Source organism: Bacteroides sp. ET336 (genome assembly GCF_024733815.1).
Taxonomy (GTDB): Bacteria; Bacteroidota; Bacteroidia; order Bacteroidales; family Bacteroidaceae; genus Phocaeicola; species Phocaeicola cellulolyticus.
In genome coordinates this window covers 20,423-37,936 of sequence record NZ_JANRHK010000003.1, presented here as the reverse complement: position 1 = coordinate 37,936, position 17,514 = coordinate 20,423, and the positions used below count along the sequence as shown (strand labels likewise).

At 40.0% G+C, this 17,514-nt stretch carries 13 protein-coding genes; 6 read left to right on the top strand and 7 right to left on the bottom strand.

Going from position 1 to position 17,514, the window contains the following annotated elements; translation table 11 throughout:
- Positions 1–3 precede the first annotated feature (3 nt).
- The gene (locus NW213_RS04400) at positions 4–2,139 is read right to left on the bottom strand and encodes a DUF5686 family protein (protein WP_258321961.1); all 2,136 of its coding nucleotides are present in this window, start codon (positions 2,137–2,139) and stop codon (positions 4–6) included.
- Positions 2,140–2,320: 181 nt separating this feature from the next.
- Here NW213_RS04400 and NW213_RS04395 point away from each other — a divergent pair, with 181 nt between their 5' ends.
- Positions 2,321–3,022 (top strand): Crp/Fnr family transcriptional regulator, encoded by a 702-nt coding sequence (locus tag NW213_RS04395; protein ID WP_154043037.1) that lies wholly within the window; start codon positions 2,321–2,323, stop codon positions 3,020–3,022.
- Between the two features lie 88 nt (positions 3,023–3,110).
- Here the strand turns inward: NW213_RS04395 and NW213_RS04390 are convergent, their stop codons facing one another.
- Together NW213_RS04390 and NW213_RS04385 are read right to left on the bottom strand one after the other, a co-directional pair.
- The gene (locus tag NW213_RS04390; protein ID WP_258321960.1) at positions 3,111–4,355 is read right to left on the bottom strand and encodes an ABC transporter permease; all 1,245 of its coding nucleotides are present in this window, start codon (positions 4,353–4,355) and stop codon (positions 3,111–3,113) included.
- 3 nt (positions 4,356–4,358) lie between these two features.
- Positions 4,359–5,561: a pyridoxal phosphate-dependent aminotransferase gene (locus NW213_RS04385; protein ID WP_258321959.1), complete on the bottom strand. Its 1,203-nt coding sequence runs from the start codon at positions 5,559–5,561 to the stop codon at positions 4,359–4,361.
- Between the two features lie 168 nt (positions 5,562–5,729).
- On the opposite strand from NW213_RS04385, the gene NW213_RS04380 reads away from it, so the two are divergent.
- The 5 genes from NW213_RS04380 to NW213_RS04360 all read left to right on the top strand — a co-directional run bounded on the left by NW213_RS04380 (position 5,730) and on the right by NW213_RS04360 (position 10,980).
- Entirely contained in the window at positions 5,730–6,209 is a 480-nt protein-coding gene (locus tag NW213_RS04380) for a DUF4494 domain-containing protein (RefSeq protein ID WP_154043040.1), read from the top strand.
- A 14-nt stretch (positions 6,210–6,223) separates the two neighbouring features.
- A complete protein-coding gene (locus NW213_RS04375) occupies positions 6,224–6,892 on the top strand; it encodes a YggS family pyridoxal phosphate-dependent enzyme (protein ID WP_235340320.1) in 669 nt (222 codons plus the stop codon).
- A gap of 13 nt (positions 6,893–6,905) precedes the next feature.
- Positions 6,906–7,880 (top strand): dihydroorotate dehydrogenase-like protein, encoded by a 975-nt coding sequence (locus NW213_RS04370; protein WP_154043042.1) that lies wholly within the window; start codon positions 6,906–6,908, stop codon positions 7,878–7,880.
- Positions 7,881–8,067: 187 nt separating this feature from the next.
- Positions 8,068–9,726: a long-chain fatty acid--CoA ligase gene (locus tag NW213_RS04365; protein ID WP_258321958.1), complete on the top strand. Its 1,659-nt coding sequence runs from the start codon at positions 8,068–8,070 to the stop codon at positions 9,724–9,726.
- A 3-nt stretch (positions 9,727–9,729) separates the two neighbouring features.
- Complete coding sequence (locus tag NW213_RS04360) at positions 9,730–10,980, top strand: hypothetical protein (RefSeq protein ID WP_258321957.1); 1,251 nt, start codon at positions 9,730–9,732, stop codon at positions 10,978–10,980.
- 214 nt (positions 10,981–11,194) lie between these two features.
- On the opposite strand, the gene bglX is transcribed toward NW213_RS04360, so the two are convergent.
- Genes bglX through NW213_RS04340 form a run of 4 tightly spaced genes read right to left on the bottom strand, consistent with a single transcriptional unit; the run spans position 11,195 to position 17,494 of the window.
- Positions 11,195–13,432, bottom strand: coding sequence for a beta-glucosidase BglX (bglX, locus tag NW213_RS04355; RefSeq protein ID WP_375338112.1), 2,238 nt, complete (start codon positions 13,430–13,432; stop codon positions 11,195–11,197).
- A gap of 41 nt (positions 13,433–13,473) precedes the next feature.
- Positions 13,474–14,586, bottom strand: coding sequence for a family 16 glycosylhydrolase (locus NW213_RS04350; RefSeq protein WP_258321955.1), 1,113 nt, complete (start codon positions 14,584–14,586; stop codon positions 13,474–13,476).
- A gap of 8 nt (positions 14,587–14,594) precedes the next feature.
- On the bottom strand, positions 14,595–15,959 hold the full coding sequence (locus NW213_RS04345; RefSeq protein ID WP_258321954.1) for a hypothetical protein: 1,365 nt from the start codon (positions 15,957–15,959) through the stop codon (positions 14,595–14,597).
- Between the two features lie 17 nt (positions 15,960–15,976).
- Complete coding sequence (locus NW213_RS04340) at positions 15,977–17,494, bottom strand: RagB/SusD family nutrient uptake outer membrane protein (RefSeq protein WP_258321953.1); 1,518 nt, start codon at positions 17,492–17,494, stop codon at positions 15,977–15,979.
- Positions 17,495–17,514: the final 20 nt, after the last annotated feature.

Here is a 17,514-nt window from a genome sequence, read left to right as displayed (position 1 = left end):
ACATTATTTATTGAACAATTCGAACGTAAACTTACAACCTACAGAGGTAAATTTTCCACGTTCATTCCCAATAAATACACCGGCATCAAATATGTGTGTACCTATACCATAGCCTATTTCGAAATAAGGATTAAGGTGAGGCATAAACAATATTCCGGCATATATTCTTTCCTTCTGAATGAAGGAAAGAAGCTTGCTGACAGGATAAAGCAATATGAACGGTGATTCATAAGTCATATTTCCACGTACATAATGGCTTGAAGCATTATACCATCTTCCATCGAGCATCTGAAAAGTACCTCCAATATCATCATTCCATCCCTGAGGAAGATTTCTGTTTGCAAAATTTACATAGTCCACAAAATACACATCCTCCTGATTCAGAAAGAATCCGCATCCTACATGATATGCAATGTTGTGAATATCCCTGACCTTGATAATTTGTTCTGCAGACAACTCCAGACGCTCATACTCACCTGAGCTTTTAAAGACCTTGATACCACGCTCATAATCAACTATGAAAGTTGGATAATACGAACCCACATTAACCTTTCTGTTTCCATTCATATAATAATACATTCCAGGAGTCCATTCTATCCTCACACGTGGAGCGAAACTGTTATATTTTGAACGAACCCTTGCATCCAACTCCGGAGTGCTTTTCGTATATCTCCAATGCATTGAAAGACCCGTCCAAAGATTCAATCCGTTTATTATCTCTATATTATGTGAAAGACTTACGTATATATCCTTGAAATAATCCAAATTCAATCCGTCAAAAGAAAATGTACTGTCAGGCATAGCAGCAAGCTGATCAAGCACAACACTACTATAAATTCTGTTACCGTTTCCAACATGCAATTCCAAAGCGCCGTGTTTCCTTGGATTATAAACATACTCTACGTCAGCCTTAGCGTACAGCTCCTTCTTGGTAAAATTGAAACCTATCTGGGGGGCTATCCTCAACAAACGCCCGTCATAAAACAATTTGTTATATTTATAAACCTGCCTGTATGATATACCATTGCGATGACTGTAACTAAGCAACAGAGGATTAATTATAGGCGAACAGTTAATACTTCCCACTTTGGGCAAGTCAATATCATAGGAGTTTATCAAAGCATCACCCACCTGTCCCAGGAAGACCTGACTTTTCGGCTTCTTCAGGTTCTCTATAGAATCTTTCACCCATTTTTGCCTGTCAATCATCTTCCTGTCTATTTTATCCTTATAGAGCATCTCTTCTTCATATGTAAGCGGGAAAGGCCTTATTTTTGAAAACGAATCAATATCGGTCACCAGACGTGTGGTATCACAAGTCAATGTATATGAATTCGACAGATTATATTTACTTCTGTCTTTTTTCAGATATATAATCTCTCCAAGTTCAGTGAATTTTACCTCAGTATAATCCAGCCATCCATAATACCTCATCTGCAAATGATTTTTCAAAAACTTGAAATTCATATCAATATCCATATAGCACGGGAGAAATTTCGTCTGCGGAGTATTACCCATGTTAGCCTTTATCCTGAAATCAATCAAATCATACTCTCCTTCAAAATCAAAACTGTGTACTGACCAATCATCGGCATAAAGCCACATATAACCGTCAACAAGTTTCGTACTCTTATACTTAGGCTGAACACGTATCTTACAGCAAGGCTTATTATCTATTATCGACACACTGTCCAGCATATATTTATAATGAACTTTAGACTGGCTGTTTAACGGCGACAACACCTTATCGCCCATTAATGACGACGAATAAACATTGAACTTCATATAGTCCATGATATCAAATATCTGCCCTCTCTGGCTCCTGAAAGTAGATACCATAGCCTTTATCTTTCTGTCATAAATGGAAGGAGCAGTATATTGAAGTTCACTTATTGACTCGTGCATATAGTTACGGATACTATCCTCAAGCTTGAACATCGACGGGATATACTTTATAATCCTGTTACGGTTATGCACTGTTATAGTACCTTTCAGATACATATTTGCCTTGTAACTCTTTACCTCATTGGAATAAATGGATGCCGACGAATACATCTTACCCAAAATAGAATCAGGAACAACACGGTCTTTGGGAAATAGCGAAACGATATTCTCCGATTTCCCAAACCACGGCATCATTATACAAAAGCATATTAAAAACAGACGCACTAAATTCAACCTGGTATATTTTAGCATATACGACATAACAGAAACAAAAATAATCAAAACCCGTTGAAACTGTTATTTTTAATCGTAAAAAAACAGTTTTTTAATTTTTTATTCTTACCTTTGTGCTATATAACACGTTTTTATAACATCTATGGTAAAAAAAGAATTATCTGAGACTGAGATTGCCGAAAGTATTCCCGATTTATGGCAACCATTAACAGACGCTCAAAGAGATTATCTAGCGCAAAACTTTACAATTCAAAAGTATAAGAAAAACGAAACAATCTATTGTGAAGGGGAAACTCCTAAGCACTTAATGTGCCTGCTTAAAGGAAAAGTAAAAATCTATAAAGACGGGGTCGGCGGAAGAAGCCAGATAATAAGAGTTATCAAAGACAAAGAATACTTCGCCTACAGGGCATATTTTGCCAATGAAAATTTTGTTACTGCAGCAGCTGCATTCGAGCCTTGTACAATATGTCTTATACCAATGACATGTATAGTAAAGCTTCTGGAGGAAAATGCACAGCTTGGACTTTTCTTCATCAGACAACTTTCTATAGATTTGGGTATTTCGGATGAAAGGACAGTAAGCCTTACACAGAAACATATACGCGGAAGACTTGCAGAATCTCTACTGTTCCTAAAAGATACATACGGAGTGGAAGAAGACCAATGTACACTTAGTATATACCTCTCACGCGAAGACTTGGCAAACTTGTCGAATATGACAACATCGAACGCAATACGTACGCTTTCAAACTTTGCCTCAGAAAAACTTATAATAATTGACGGAAGAAAGATAAAACTTATCGACGAAGAAAAGCTGAAAAAAATCAGCAAGATAGGTTAATCCCACCAAAAGATGATATATAAAACGAAATGTCCGATACAAGGTAAAATAACCATTGTATCGGACATTTCGTTTTATATCACTTTTATTATTCATATCTGATGGAACGCGCAGGGTGAATTCTGCTTATAAGATAAGATGGGCCCACGAGCATCAATACAGATACAATCAATGTAAATAGATTAAGCAAAATATAAATCAGAACATTCAGCTCAATAGGCACAGAGCTTACATAATATACAGACGGATCAAGCTTCACCGGTTCGAAGAAATACTGTATCAGACAAAGTGATAGTCCAATCACATTTCCCCACAACATTCCCCTGCCTATCAGGAACACTGAGAATGAAAGGAATATTTTCCTTATGGAATTATTGTCCGCCCCCATAGCCTTCAGCACACCAATCATGTTGGTACGTTCAAGTATTATTATCAGCAAACCTGAAATCATGGTAAAACCTGCCACTCCGGTCATAAGTATCAATATCACCAAGACATTAAGATCAAGCAAATCGAGCCATGCAAATATCTGTGGATTTGCCTCAACTATGGTACGCGAGAAATAGTTCTGTCCGTATTTGTCAGAGGATTCAAATAATCCGGTACGAATATCATCATTCACAGCATCAATACGCGAATAATCATCCACATTTATTTCTATACCGCTCACCTGATCAGCTTCCCATTTATTGAGACGGTTCACTGTATAAATGTCTGTCAGAAGGAAATAATCATCAAAAGCCGAGAAATTTGTCTGGTAAATAGCAGAAACAGTCAATCTTCGTGCACGCACATTATCATCCACATAATATGTATAAATCCTGTCACCGGTCTTAATATTCAGCTTGTCGGCTATAGATTTTGAGATTACCACACTATTGGTGGCAACAGTATCAGTAAAAACCGGTATCTCTCCTTCAACGATATGCTCGCGGATGTAACTCAGGTCATACTCCTGCCCCACTCCTTTCACTACCATACCCTGGAAATTGTCTGATGTCATTATCATACCCGGTTTGACCGAATACCGCTGCACATGAGTTATATCAGACTTTTGGGACAACGCCTCCATCAGGCTGTCGCTTGTCTGTATGGGAGCCGTCATATAAAGCTGCGCATCGTCAAGGCTGGTTATGATAACCTCAGAAGCAAGTCCCACCACCTTGTCGCGCACCTGATTTTTGAAGCCGATAACCACTGCTACCGAGACAATCATCACGGCAAGACCAATAGAAATGCCGGCCATGGCAATGCGCACAGCCGGCTTTGATACCTCTTTGTTTCCGTCGTTATTCTTGTAGATACGACGGGCAATGAACAATTTCCAATTCATATTCTATTCGTCAACTCTTCCCGGATATGCCTCCAGTGCCTTTCTCAGAACGAAAAGCGAACGAACCAAATCTTCTTTCTTCAACACATAAGCCAGTCGGACTTCATTTTTTCCGGCTCCCGGTGTAGTATAGAAACCGCTTGCAGGGGCAAGCATAACTGTTTCACACTCATATTCGAACTCAGACAGACACCATGCGCAGAACTTCTCACTGTCGTCAACAGGAAGTTTAGCTACAGTATAGAAAGCACCCATAGGTATAGGCGAATATACACCTGGGATTCTGTTCAGTCCGTCTATCAGACATTTTCTGCGCTCGACATACTCGTCATAAGTCTCACGTGAGTATTCTTCAGGCTCGTCAAGTGAAGCCTCGGCAGCAATCTGACCAATCAATGGAGGACTAAGCCTTGCCTGACAGAATTTCATCACAGCTTTACGTACCTCAGGATTCTTAGTAATTAGGGCACCAATACGGATTCCGCATTCAGAATATCTCTTCGATACAGAGTCAATAAGAACCACATTCTGTTCAATACCTTCAAGATGACATGCAGATATATAAGGTGAACCTGTATAGATAAACTCCCTATAGACTTCGTCCGAGAACAGGAACAGATCATACTTCTTCACCAAATCGCGTATCTGGTTCATCTCCCTGCGTGTATAAAGATATCCGGTCGGATTATTAGGATTACATATAAGGATACCTTTCGTACGTTCGTTTATGAGTTCCTCGAACTTTTCTACCTTAGGCAATGAAAATCCTTCCTCAATGGTAGTTGTTACGGTTCTGATAATAGCACCTGCTGAAATTGCAAAAGCCATATAGTTGGCATATGCAGGTTCAGGAACTATAATTTCGTCACCCGGATTAAGGCAACTCATGAAAGCGAACAATACAGCTTCCGATCCACCTGTAGTGATAATGATATCGTCAGCAGTAAGATTTATGTCGTATTTTTTATAATAACCTACCAGTTTTTCACGATAGCTCCTATATCCCTGGCTCGGACTGTATTCCAGAACAGTACGGTCAATGTTACGAATTGCCTCAAGGGCCGCTCGTGGAGTAGGCAGGTCAGGCTGACCTATATTCAAGTGATACACATGAATACCTCTTTCTTTCGCAGCTTCGGCCAATGGTGCCAATTTTCTGATTGGCGATTCTGGCATTTCGTTTCCTCTAATGGATATTTGTGGCATAATTTATTATGTTATATAAAATTTTGACTGCAAATATAAACTGATTAGCTAAATAAAACAACTAACCGACAAGAAAGTTTTGTCCGTTTTCGTACACCGTTAACAAATAAATACTATCTTTGTCAAACTAAATTATACGTACTATTTAATTTAAAAAAGTAAAAAGACATGATGCATAATTGGTTTGAATGCAAAATCAGATACGAAAAAGTAGCGGAAAACGGTATGAACAAAAAGGTGACAGAACCTTATCTGGTAGATGCCTTGAGTTTTACTGAAGCTGAATCAAGAATAATAGAAGAGATAACACCATTCATAAGCGGTGAATTCACTGTCTCAGACATAAAGAGAGCCAACTACAGCGAACTCTTTTTCTGTGAAGACGATGAAGCCGACAAATGGTTCAAATGTAAATTATATTTCATCACTCTTGACGAAAAGAGTGGAGCAGAAAAGAAAACGGCAACAAACGTACTTGTACAGGCTGCCGATCTGAAGGATTCAATCAAGAAACTTGACGAAGGCATGAAAGGAACAATGGCAGACTATGTCATAGCATCTGTAGCCGAAACAGCTATCATGGACGTGTATCCATATTCAGCAGAGCCTGACGTGAAACCTGAGTTTCCGGATGCAGCAAACAGATAAGGAGAAAACCAATCATGGATATAAAAGCAATATTGAGTGAGATAAAGGCAGAGTTGCCACAAACCACACAACTCGTAGCAGTATCGAAATTCCATCCGGCAGAAGCCATAAAAGAAGCTTATGATGCAGGACAGAGAATTTTCGGAGAAAGCAAGGTACAGGAGTTGGAGGAAAAACACACCATCCTTCCGAAAGACATTGAATGGCATTTCATAGGTCACTTGCAGACAAACAAAGTGAAATACATTGCACCATATATATCTATGATTCATGCCGTAGATTCGTACAAGCTGCTGGCAGAAATAAACAAGCAGGCGGCAAAAGCAGACAGGATTATACCTTGCCTGCTTGAAATACACATTGCGCAGGAGGAAACAAAATTCGGATTCACTCCCGAAGAATGCACAGAAATGCTCAAAGATGGCAGCTGGAAAGAGCTGAAGAATGTATGTATAAGCGGAATAATGGGTATGGCAACAAATACCGATGATGACGCAATGATAGAAAGCGAATTCACCAAGCTTGCCGCATATTTCAACGAGCTGAAGTCAACAGTTTTCAAGGACTGCGACTCATTCAGAGAACTGTCAATGGGAATGTCGGACGACTATCATCTGGCAATAAAACATGGCAGCACACTTGTAAGAATCGGAAGTAAAATTTTTGGAATAAGAAACTATTAAAATCATATTTATTATGACACAATTATCAACAACTTTTGCAGGATTAAAACTTAAAAATCCTGTTATCGTAAGCAGTTCAGGTTTAACTAACAGCGTAGAGAAAATCAAAAAACTGGAAGCTGCAGGTGCAGGTGCCGTTGTTCTGAAATCAGTATTCGAAGAACAGATAAACATACATGCAGGACAGATGAGCGGATACGGAGCTCCTGAAGCCGACGATTATCTTAATGCATATGTACGTTCGAATGCGTTAAACGAACACATCGAACTCATTAAAGAAGCCAAGAAATCTTGCAGCATACCTGTAATAGCAAGCATCAACTGCTACTCGACAAGCGAATGGACAGACTTTGCAAAGCATATGGAAGAAGCAGGTGCAGACGCACTTGAAATCAATATCCTTTCATTGCAGTCAGAAAAAGACTATACATACGGAAGCTTCGAACAGCTGCACATCGATGTATTGAAAAACATCAAGAAAGCTGTAAACATTCCTGTGATAATGAAACTGGGCAGCAACCTTACTAATCCTGTAGCACTCATCAATCAGCTTTATGCCAACGGAGCCGCAGCAGTAGTATTGTTCAACCGTTTCTACCAGCCTGACATCAACATCGACACAATGACTTTCACAAGCACTAACGTGATGAGTGAATCAAATGAACTTGCTGAAAAAATCAGATGGACAGCTATAGCTTCTGCATCAGTTCCACAGATAGATTACGCTATCTCAGGTGGTGTTCACTGCGGTAAAGGTGTAATCAAATCAATTCTTGCCGGAGCAAGCGCCGTAGAAGTATGCAGCGCAATCTACAAGTACGGCGAAAAGGAAATAGCTGAAATGCTTAAAGAGCTTACTTCATGGATGGAATCAAAAGGCTACGAAAACATTGAAAGCATGAAAGGCATCATGAACGCTAAAGCTGCAGGAAGCGTAAACCCATTCGAAAGAACACAGTTCATGAAATACTACAGCAACCACGAATAATGTAAATATACAAGCTTGATATACACAGAAAGGTGTTCCCGATAATAGTTAAAAAACATTATAAAAACTATTATTCGAGAACACCTTTCATTTTATTACGTTTTATTGACAAATAATTGGAATAGTAATAACTAAATTGTATATTTGCACTACACACTGAATTTTGTGCACAATCAAATAATCAATTATGGAAAAAAGTTTTATAGCTTTCATCGAAGAAAGTATCAAGAAAAATTGGGATCTTGATGCTCTGACAGACTATAAAGGCGCCACACTCCAATATAAGGACGTAGCCAGAAAAATCGAAAAACTCCATATTCTTTTAGAAGAAAGCGGTGTCAAACCGGGTGACAAAGTAGCCCTGTGTGGCAGAAACAGCTCGCACTGGGGAGTAGCATTTCTGGCAATTCTTACGTATGGTGCCGTCGCAGTACCTATTCTTCACGAATTCAAGCCGGACAATGTACACAATATAGTAAATCATTCTGACGCACGTATCTTGTTTGTAGGTGATATGGCATGGGAAAACCTCAATGAAGCAGAAATGCCGTCACTCGAAGGTATCATACTTATGACAGACTTCACTCTGCTGGTATGCAGAAGCGAAAAGCTCCTTTATGCCAGAGAACATCTTAATGAAATGTTCGGTAAGAAATTCCCTAAGAACTTCCGACGCGAACATGTGTCATACCGTCGCGACAATCCTGAAGAACTTGCAATCATAAACTACACTTCAGGTACAACAAGTTTCTCTAAGGGAGTAATGCTTCCATACAGATCATTGTGGTCTAACACACAGTTTGCATTCGAAGTGCTGTCACTCAAACCAGGCGACAGAGTAATATCAATACTTCCTATGGCGCACATGTACGGTCTGGCATTCGAATTCATATACGAAATGTGTACAGGATGCCACGTATATTTCCTTACACGTATGCCAAGTCCGAAAATCATATTCCAGGCATTTGCAGATGTCAAACCGAACATTGTAATATCAGTTCCTCTGATTATTGAAAAAATAATCAAGAAAAATGTACTTCCTAAACTGGAAACCCTCAAGATGAAAATACTGCTCAAAGTACCTATCATCAACGACAAGATAAAAGCTACTGTCAGAGAGCACATGGTACAGGCCTTCGGAGGAAATTTCTACGAAGTAATCATAGGAGGTGCAGCATTCAATCAGGATGTGGAAAAACTGCTCAATAGTATAGAGTTCCCATACACGGTAGGCTACGGAATGACTGAATGCGGTCCTATAATCTGCTACGAAGACTGGCAGCGTTTCAAGCCGGGCTCATGCGGTAAGGCCGCTCCGCGTATGGAGGTAAAGATAGACAGTCCCGATCCTGAAAACATTGTAGGTGAAATCATTACCCGAGGTGATAACGTGATGCTTGGATATTACAAGAATCCGGAAGCCACAGCCCAAGCAATAGATAAAGACGGTTGGCTTCACACCGGCGACCTTGGAATAATGGACAAGGATGGCAATATCACAATAAAGGGAAGAAGCAAAAACATGCTTTTGGGACCTTCAGGCCAAAACATATATCCTGAAGAAATAGAGGATAAACTTAACAATATGCCATTCGTTTGCGAAAGCATTATCATACAACAGGAAGACCATAAGCTGGCTGCTCTGATATACCCTGATTTCGATGAAGCCTATTCACACGGAATGAGCAATGCAGATATAGAAAAGGCTATGGAAGAAAACAGAAACACACTCAACTCCGAACTTCCGGCTTATTCACAGATTGCACGAGTTAAGATCTACCCTGAAGAATTCGAGAAGACCCCTAAGAAGAGTATAAAACGATTCTTGTATCAAGACGTTAAATAATAAATGAAAAAACACTCTACAAATATCAGAATGTTCCTGTCAGCTATAATCCTGACAGGAACAATGTTATCCCCGATATATGCTCAAGAATACGGCTTAAAGAAGGGAAGGAATATTTCCTTGAGCATAAACAGCCACAAACCCGATACACGCAAGACATATTTCAATCTTGGCTTGTTCAGTAATTACCAGAATCTTAACGGAGCCAGCATCAATATTATCTCCGATGTAGTACACCAAAGATCATCAGGACTCCAGTTGTCAGGATTTGTAAACATCGTAGGCAACAGAAGTTCCGGAATGCAGGTGGCAGGTTTGGCCAATATATCCGGAATAAAATCTCACGGACTAAGAATTGGAGGACTATTCAACATCAGCGGACGATCAACATTCGGTGCCCAGATTTCCGGTATAGGTAACCTGGCAGGCAACAACCAGAAAGGTCTCATGATTACCGGACTCATGAATATGGGCTCAGTTGATATGAAAGGTCTTATGATATCAGGCCTTGCCAATATAGCAGGAAACGAGCATAAGGGAATTGGTATAAGCGGTCTTACAAATGTAAGTGGTGGAGACATGCGTGGAGCACAGATTTCATCATTGATGAACATAGCCGGAAACAGTAATAAAGGTTTACAGTTTGCGGCACTGAGCAACGTGAGTGTAATTAATCAGGGAGTACAGATCGGTGCTATTGCCAACTACTCCGGCGATAACAAAGGATTGCAATTGAGTATAGCCAATGTAAGCAATAAATGCAGCAAAGGTGTACAGATAGGAATATTGAATATAAACGGCGACAGTTGCGCACGTCAGGTAGGTATAATCAATATAAAACCACAGACACGTACACAACTCATAATATCCGGCGGCAATCTGAATAAAGCCAATGTTGCCGTAAGATTCAAAAACAAAATGATTTACACACAACTGGAAGCCGGAATGATACTTGGTGAACTTACCGACAAAGCTTCTGTGGCAGGTACATACAGAACAGGTCTTGCATTTCCGCTAATAAAAAACAGACTTCACCTGAATACCGACATAGGATATAGCCATATTGAAACACTTGGCAATACCAATGTACCAAACAGGTTATATTCAATTCAGCCGAGAATAGGACTGGAATATAATCCTCTGAGGAGATTGGGCGTTTTCATTGCCGGTGGTTATTCATGGACAAGAACATATAAGAATAACCAGGCATACTCAAAAAATCCAACTGTTGAAGCAGGTTTGGTAATATTCTAACAAATCATTTTATAAAAAATCAAAACGGCATTCAAGCCTTTTTCATAGCCGAAAAAAAAGTGCGCACGTTCAAAGTGAAATGTGCGCACGCTTTGTATTGAATGTGCGCACGTTTAAAGTGAAATGTGCGCACGTTTTATTTTTATCTATAAATATAAAGTAAAGAAGCATTTTCAACTATGAAGTTGAAGTTGCAAAGCTTAAATAATCAGTATCAATCAATGACTGTAAAATCAGCCGACAATCCTTCAGCACTGTTTGTTCCTACCCACAGTTTGAAGTCTCCCGGTTCCACACCGTATGTCATATCATAACGCCAGAAAGCAAGATCCGATACAGGAAGCGTGAATGTAACAGTTTTGCTCTCCCCTGCTTTAAGTTCCACTCTCTGGAAAGCCTTAAGCTCTTTAACCGGGCGAGTGACAGAGCCAACCTTATCCTGTACGTACAATTGTACTACTTCAGTACCGTCATACTTGCCGGCATTCTTAAGGTTTACACTCACATTAACCTCTCCGTCAACTGTAAGTTTATCAGAAGCCAGTTTCAGGTCACTGTACTCAAAGTTTGTATATGACAAACCGTATCCGAATGGGAACAAAGGAGAATTTCCCGCATCAAGATAGAACGAACGGCATCCCACAGAAGTCTGTCCGGCCTCAACAGGGATTTCATCAATAAGCATCTCTGTAGGATTTGCAGGACGTCCTGTATTGTTATGAGCATAATAGATTGGAGCCTGACCTGTCATACGAGGGAATGTAACAGGAGTCTTACCACTAGGATTAACCTTTCCGAAAAGAATGTCCGCAATGGCAGGGCCACCCATTGTTCCCGGATGGAACGAGTAAAGAACAGCATCCGAAGCCTCAACCTCATCAGAAATAGTAAGCTGACGTCCCGCCATAACTACAGTAACCACAGGTTTGCCAGTTGCGGCCAGCGATTTGATCAGCTGACTCTGTGCTCCCTGCAAATCAAGATTTGCCAAAGAATGAGCCTCACCCGAAAGGATTGATTCTTCACCTACAAAACATACCACAACGTCTGCACGGCGTGCCGCATTTACAGCCTTTGCAATGCCTGCAACATTCTTGTCGCGGCTGTATGCCAATCCTTGTTCGAAGATTACGTTCACCTTGTCGCCATACATTTCCCTGATAGCTTTCAGAGGTGTCTGTGTATGTTCTTTTTCACCATCGAATACCCATGTACCCATCTGCTCGTATGGAGCATCAGCCATAGGGCCAACCACTGCAACAGTCTTAACCTCGTCCGTAAACGGCAATGTCTGTGCATCATTCTTCAGAAGGATAACCGACTGCTCTGCTGCTGTCTTTGCAATTTGCAAATGTGCATCGGCATATTTCACAGTCTGAGGAGTGACAACATAAGGATTTTCAAACAATCCCAAACGGAATTTCAGACGAAGGATGTTTCTCACCGCATTGTCTATAGTCTCCATTGAAACCTTCTTCTCTTCAACTGACTGTTTCAGATTTTTAATGAAAGTTTCGCTCACCATTTCCATATCTACTCCGGCATTTACAGACTTCTCTGCTGCATCCTTACCGTCAACACAGAAACCATGATTAATCATTTCTGCAGCCGAAGCCCAGTCTGTAACCACCATACCGTCGTATTTCCATTCGTCACGAAGAACATCTTTCAGGACAAACTTGTTGGCTGTAGAAGGCACACCGTCATTATCATTGAACGAAGTCATGAAAGTGGCACATCCAGCTTCAACAGCAGCCTTGAAAGGAGGAAGATATACATTGCGTAGTACACGTTCAGGAATGAAAGTCGAGTTGTAGTCCTTACCGCCTTCGGCAGCACCGTATGCCACAAAGTGTTTTGCACAAGCAGCAATGGCTGTAGGATCATTCAAAGAATCTCCCTGATACCCCTTAATCATGGCAGCGCCCATCACAGAACTAAGATAAGGATCCTCACCACAGCTTTCGGCGATACGTCCCCAGCGCGGATCACGAGATATATCTATCATAGGCGCAAATGTCCAACGGATACCGTCTGCCGATGCTTCTATGGCAGCCACACGGGCACCGTCTTCAGCAATCTGAGGATTGAAAGTAGCAGCCTGTCCCAACGGTATAGGGAAAATAGTCTTATAACCATGAATGACATCGCGCGAAACAAGAATAGGAATACCCAGACGAGATTCCTCAACGGCTATTTTCTGTATCTTATTTATCTCTTCCGGATTGACAACATTAAGGATGGAACCTACCTCACCCTTGCGCACACGTGCAGCCAGTTCTTCAAAATCCCATGGACTAAGCTGGTTCATCTGACCAAGTTTTTCTTCCATTGTCATCTGACTGAGCAATGATTCAACTCTGGATTCGATATCCGAATCTTTATTGATATTACTTTTCTCTGAACATGCCATCAATGACATTGCAAGAAAAGCTGATGTAATAATTTTCATTTTCATAATACAATTAACTATTACGGCTTATTTAAACTCTATTATTTCTTTTGAAATACCCTTACATAGTCTATCTGGTAAGTTGCAGGCAAAGAAGTTTCGTCAACTCCCTGTGCTCCTCCCCAAAATCCTCCCCATGCAAGATTCAATTTCAGATAGAAAGGAACATTGAAAGGCCATGTGTCCTTATTGCCTTTTTTATCATTGGGATAATAAAACAGTTCCTTGCCGTCAACATAAGTCCTGATGTAATCTTCAGTCCATTCCAAAGCATAAACATGAAACTCTGACTGGCTTCCTTCAACCAATATTTCCTTAGTCTTCTGTGTTCCTATGCTATGGTTATATGCCTTGGTATGAATGGATGATGATACATATTCCGGATTATATCCCACTTCCTCCATAATATCAATCTCGCCATCATCAGGCCACGCATTGAACTCCTGAGGCAACATCCAGAAAGCAGGCCATGTACCCTTACCCTTCGGCAGTTTAAGTCTTGCTTCAAAATATCCGTATTTCCAGCTTTCTTTGGAATTAATTCGAATGGAATAAACTTCGTCTCCTGCTTTTTGGGCAATAATACTGAAAATACCCTCACTGACTTCTGCGCATGTCACGCCATTTTTCGAACCTGCAATATAATTCTGAATTTCGTTATTACCCCATCCGTTATCACCAGTTTCATAATACCAAAGCGATTCATCAGGTGAGGCCAATTTAGAATCATTAAATTCATCATGCCATACCAGACGATATCCTTCCGGAATAGGTATATCAGAAGTATCAAATTCCGGAGCAGCTTCCTGAACAACAGATATTTCTTTTCTTGTTGTACCGGACTTAACAGTTATATCTGTTGTGCGCGCCTCAAAATTTTTATTCTCATCTACTATAATATCTACTGTCCCATTCTTTTCTGTGCTTCCATTGACATTACACACTATCCAATCGGCATCAGAATAAGCGGTCCATTCACTACCTGCCTCAACGGAAACAGTTTGTTTGCCTCCGGTGTAAGGAATTTCAATTTCCGTGACAGACAGTTCAAGCAATGTTTCGGCAGCAGCACTTTCACTACTGCCTCCACATCCGCTTATAAGAATAATACCTATAGAAACCAGTGATTTATGTAATACACTTTTTATTTCCATATTAAAAATTATTCTCTATGAGTTTGAAGTATAATATCTTTTATCACAACATCTGTAGATGCCGGGTTACCTCCAAAGTCGAATACCAACTTAGCTTTTGTAATATCTACCCCAGGAACATTTATAGCCTTTACCACTACATCTTCACCAGCCAGCAATTGAGCGTTTTTCTGGAATAAGAACAAATCATCATTGTCTGTCTGCGCCAGTTTTACTGTTGCAGAAGCTATTTCATTAGTAGAATTAAGAACTATCTTAAAATCATATTCCTGTTCAGGATCAAGAGCCAATGCCTCTGTTGTAAATATTACCTGATTTTGCCATTGTTCGCTTGTAGCTTCAGGGAAACTAAGTGAATATTCATTTCCGTTAGTCTGCATTTCAGGATTATCAATCTGTGCCCATCCTGGTGCATAATAGAATGAAGCTGTAAAGTTTGCACTCTTCCACATATTATCATCACTGTCAACATCTACCCAAGCCGGTTCCGGAGTATCATCAACTTCAGGAACTACAGTTCCGTCATCATTTGCGTGATCTTTCAGAACGATACTTTCAACTGTAATATCCGTTGAAGCCTGATTGCCACCAAAATCCAGAACCAACTGTAGATTACTAATGTCCTTACCCTGCATATCACTCTTCCAGTAGCATAAAGGCTCATTGGCTGTAAGTGATACTCTCTCTGCAAAATAATAAGATTCTGCATCATTCGGATCGGTCAGTTTAACAGTAACCCCAGGGTGATCTGTTGTAGAACTGATAATTACAGAGAAATCATAATTTGAAGAAGAAACTGTAGCCATGTCAGTATTAATAAACATCTGAGCCTGCCACTGTTCTGATGTAGCCTCTGTCAGACTGACAGTAAAACCACCTTCTATTGCTGTATATGACGGATCTCCTATTTGCGCCCATCCCGGTGCATAGTAGAAAGTAGGTTCATTAATAGTAGCCGTTTTCCACATATTGAAATCAGAGTCATAAACGAAACCTCCGAAACCATTCATGATTGTCTTGTCTATATGAAATGTTTTTACAACAGAGCCATCGCTTACGCCATTATAATTCGACACCTTTACTTCTATACTGTAGTCACCGGCCTTGCGATAATATTTTGTAAATGACTGAAGGGTAGAATATTGCTTACCGTCAATAATCCATACAGGCATTGCACCTTTTCCTGTAAACGAGAAAGTTACATTATTAGTTTCCTGATCTACAGTAATAACGATATTGTCTTCATAATCTGCAATAAAAGGCAGACCAGCTTCTGTCGGTGCTTCAATTTTGTCGGATGTACATGATGACATGCCACAAGAAAGAGTAGCCGCAAGCACCATGCAATTCAAAAATCCATATATATTTTTCATACTTGTAATTTTAAGAATTAATAATTATTTTGAGTCAATGTACCTTGTGCCGCATCTATTTCACTCTGTGGTATAGGCAGATATTTTTTACTCTCTGTCCATGTATTTGTACGATAGCCATAGCTGTCAGGAACAAGAACAGTTGAGGCTTTGCCTGTACGTATCAAATCCCAATAACGTTTTCCTTCGCCTACAAATTCCAGATGACGTTCATTAATAATATTGTCAATAGTAGGTTCCAGTTCTGTCTGAAGACCTGCACGCTTGCGAACATCATTCAGATATTTCTTTGCATCTGTCAGATTTCCGTTTGTTCTTACCAACAGTTCAGCAGCATTAAGCAATGTTTCCGAATATCTGTAAATACGTAGATTGTTATTCCAGTTCAACTGTGCATCAGCTTTCTGATCCTTGTTATTACCAGAAATTGCAGCATATTTTTCGAGGAACAAACCTGTGTCCTGATAACGCTTGTTGTAAGTCACTCCTGTAGCTCCAGCATTGAAACAAGTTGCATCGCGACGTGTGTCATTGTTGGCATACATATCGTAAGTTTCCTGTCTTACAGGGCAGAATCCCCAGCCCTGGTCATGTCCTTCCGTTCCGTCAGGCCATGTATGAGGACTAATCAATGTAGGAAGAACTGTTCCTCCTGCAACCAATGGAGAACTCCATGAACGTACGGCGTTATCGTCCTTATAAATAACTTCAAATATTGATTCCTTACTCCATTCACCTTCTTCTTTAAAAATAGAAGTATAATCTTCTACCAGATCATAATCCGGAGAAGCAATTATCTCCTGCATATATTGAAGAGCTTTGGCAAAACGCGATTCATCATTCTGATACATTACAATTTCTGCATAAAGCATATAAACCATGGCTTTTGTAACTCTACCATAATTATCTGAAGTTTCCTTCATAGGCAGAACGTCCATGTCAATAACAGTTTCAAGATCTGTAATGATATTGTTGTAAACATCATCAGCCTTCAGCTGTTCTGCCAAATATGGAGAAGTCAGATTATCTGTATAATATGGTATATTCCCCCAGAACTTCCACAACCAATTATAATAGAATACTCTCAAAGTCAATGCCTGTGCTTTATAGTAATTTGCATTCTCTTCTGTTACATCCTCAGCCCATGTAAGATAAAGCATAACATCATTACAGCGTTTCACTCCACTATACGCATCAGTCCACAATCCTGCCATTACATAAGTAGGAATAGCCTCATAGTTCATCATCAGATGCCATGTTCTGTTGTCTGTCTTATCCTGTCCTCCTACCCATATATCATCTGCCATAATATCACTCATGATATTTACAGGATTATATTCATTATTAGCCCAATCCGGCCAGTGTAAAGGATCGTATGCTGCAACTACAGCTTCCTGTATATGTTCGTCTGTGGTAAAATAAGACTCTATTGTTTCATTTACCGGTGATTCTACTTCAAGGAATGAATCAGAACATCCGGAATTTATTAAAGCTAATGACAATGCGCCTGCCAAAAGGATATTATATTGTTTCATATTACTTCGATATAGATAAT

What these genes read in the sequence shown, in the direction of transcription:
- NW213_RS04400 (WP_258321961.1), bottom strand. Translation starts at nt 2,139, where the DNA reads ATGATGCCGTGGTTTGGGAAATCGGAGAATATCGTTTCGCTATTTCCC.
- NW213_RS04395 (WP_154043037.1), top strand. Translation starts at nt 2,321, where the DNA reads ATGGTAAAAAAAGAATTATCTGAGACTGAGATTGCCGAAAGTATTCCC.
- NW213_RS04390 (WP_258321960.1), bottom strand. Translation starts at nt 4,355, where the DNA reads ATGAATTGGAAATTGTTCATTGCCCGTCGTATCTACAAGAATAACGAC.
- NW213_RS04385 (WP_258321959.1), bottom strand. Translation starts at nt 5,561, where the DNA reads ATGCCACAAATATCCATTAGAGGAAACGAAATGCCAGAATCGCCAATC.
- NW213_RS04380 (WP_154043040.1), top strand. Translation starts at nt 5,730, where the DNA reads ATGATGCATAATTGGTTTGAATGCAAAATCAGATACGAAAAAGTAGCG.
- NW213_RS04375 (WP_235340320.1), top strand. Translation starts at nt 6,224, where the DNA reads ATGGATATAAAAGCAATATTGAGTGAGATAAAGGCAGAGTTGCCACAA.
- NW213_RS04370 (WP_154043042.1), top strand. Translation starts at nt 6,906, where the DNA reads ATGACACAATTATCAACAACTTTTGCAGGATTAAAACTTAAAAATCCT.
- NW213_RS04365 (WP_258321958.1), top strand. Translation starts at nt 8,068, where the DNA reads ATGGAAAAAAGTTTTATAGCTTTCATCGAAGAAAGTATCAAGAAAAAT.
- NW213_RS04360 (WP_258321957.1), top strand. Translation starts at nt 9,730, where the DNA reads ATGAAAAAACACTCTACAAATATCAGAATGTTCCTGTCAGCTATAATC.
- bglX (WP_375338112.1), bottom strand. Translation starts at nt 13,432, where the DNA reads ATGAAAATTATTACATCAGCTTTTCTTGCAATGTCATTGATGGCATGT.
- NW213_RS04350 (WP_258321955.1), bottom strand. Translation starts at nt 14,586, where the DNA reads ATGGAAATAAAAAGTGTATTACATAAATCACTGGTTTCTATAGGTATT.
- NW213_RS04345 (WP_258321954.1), bottom strand. Translation starts at nt 15,959, where the DNA reads ATGAAAAATATATATGGATTTTTGAATTGCATGGTGCTTGCGGCTACT.
- NW213_RS04340 (WP_258321953.1), bottom strand. Translation starts at nt 17,494, where the DNA reads ATGAAACAATATAATATCCTTTTGGCAGGCGCATTGTCATTAGCTTTA.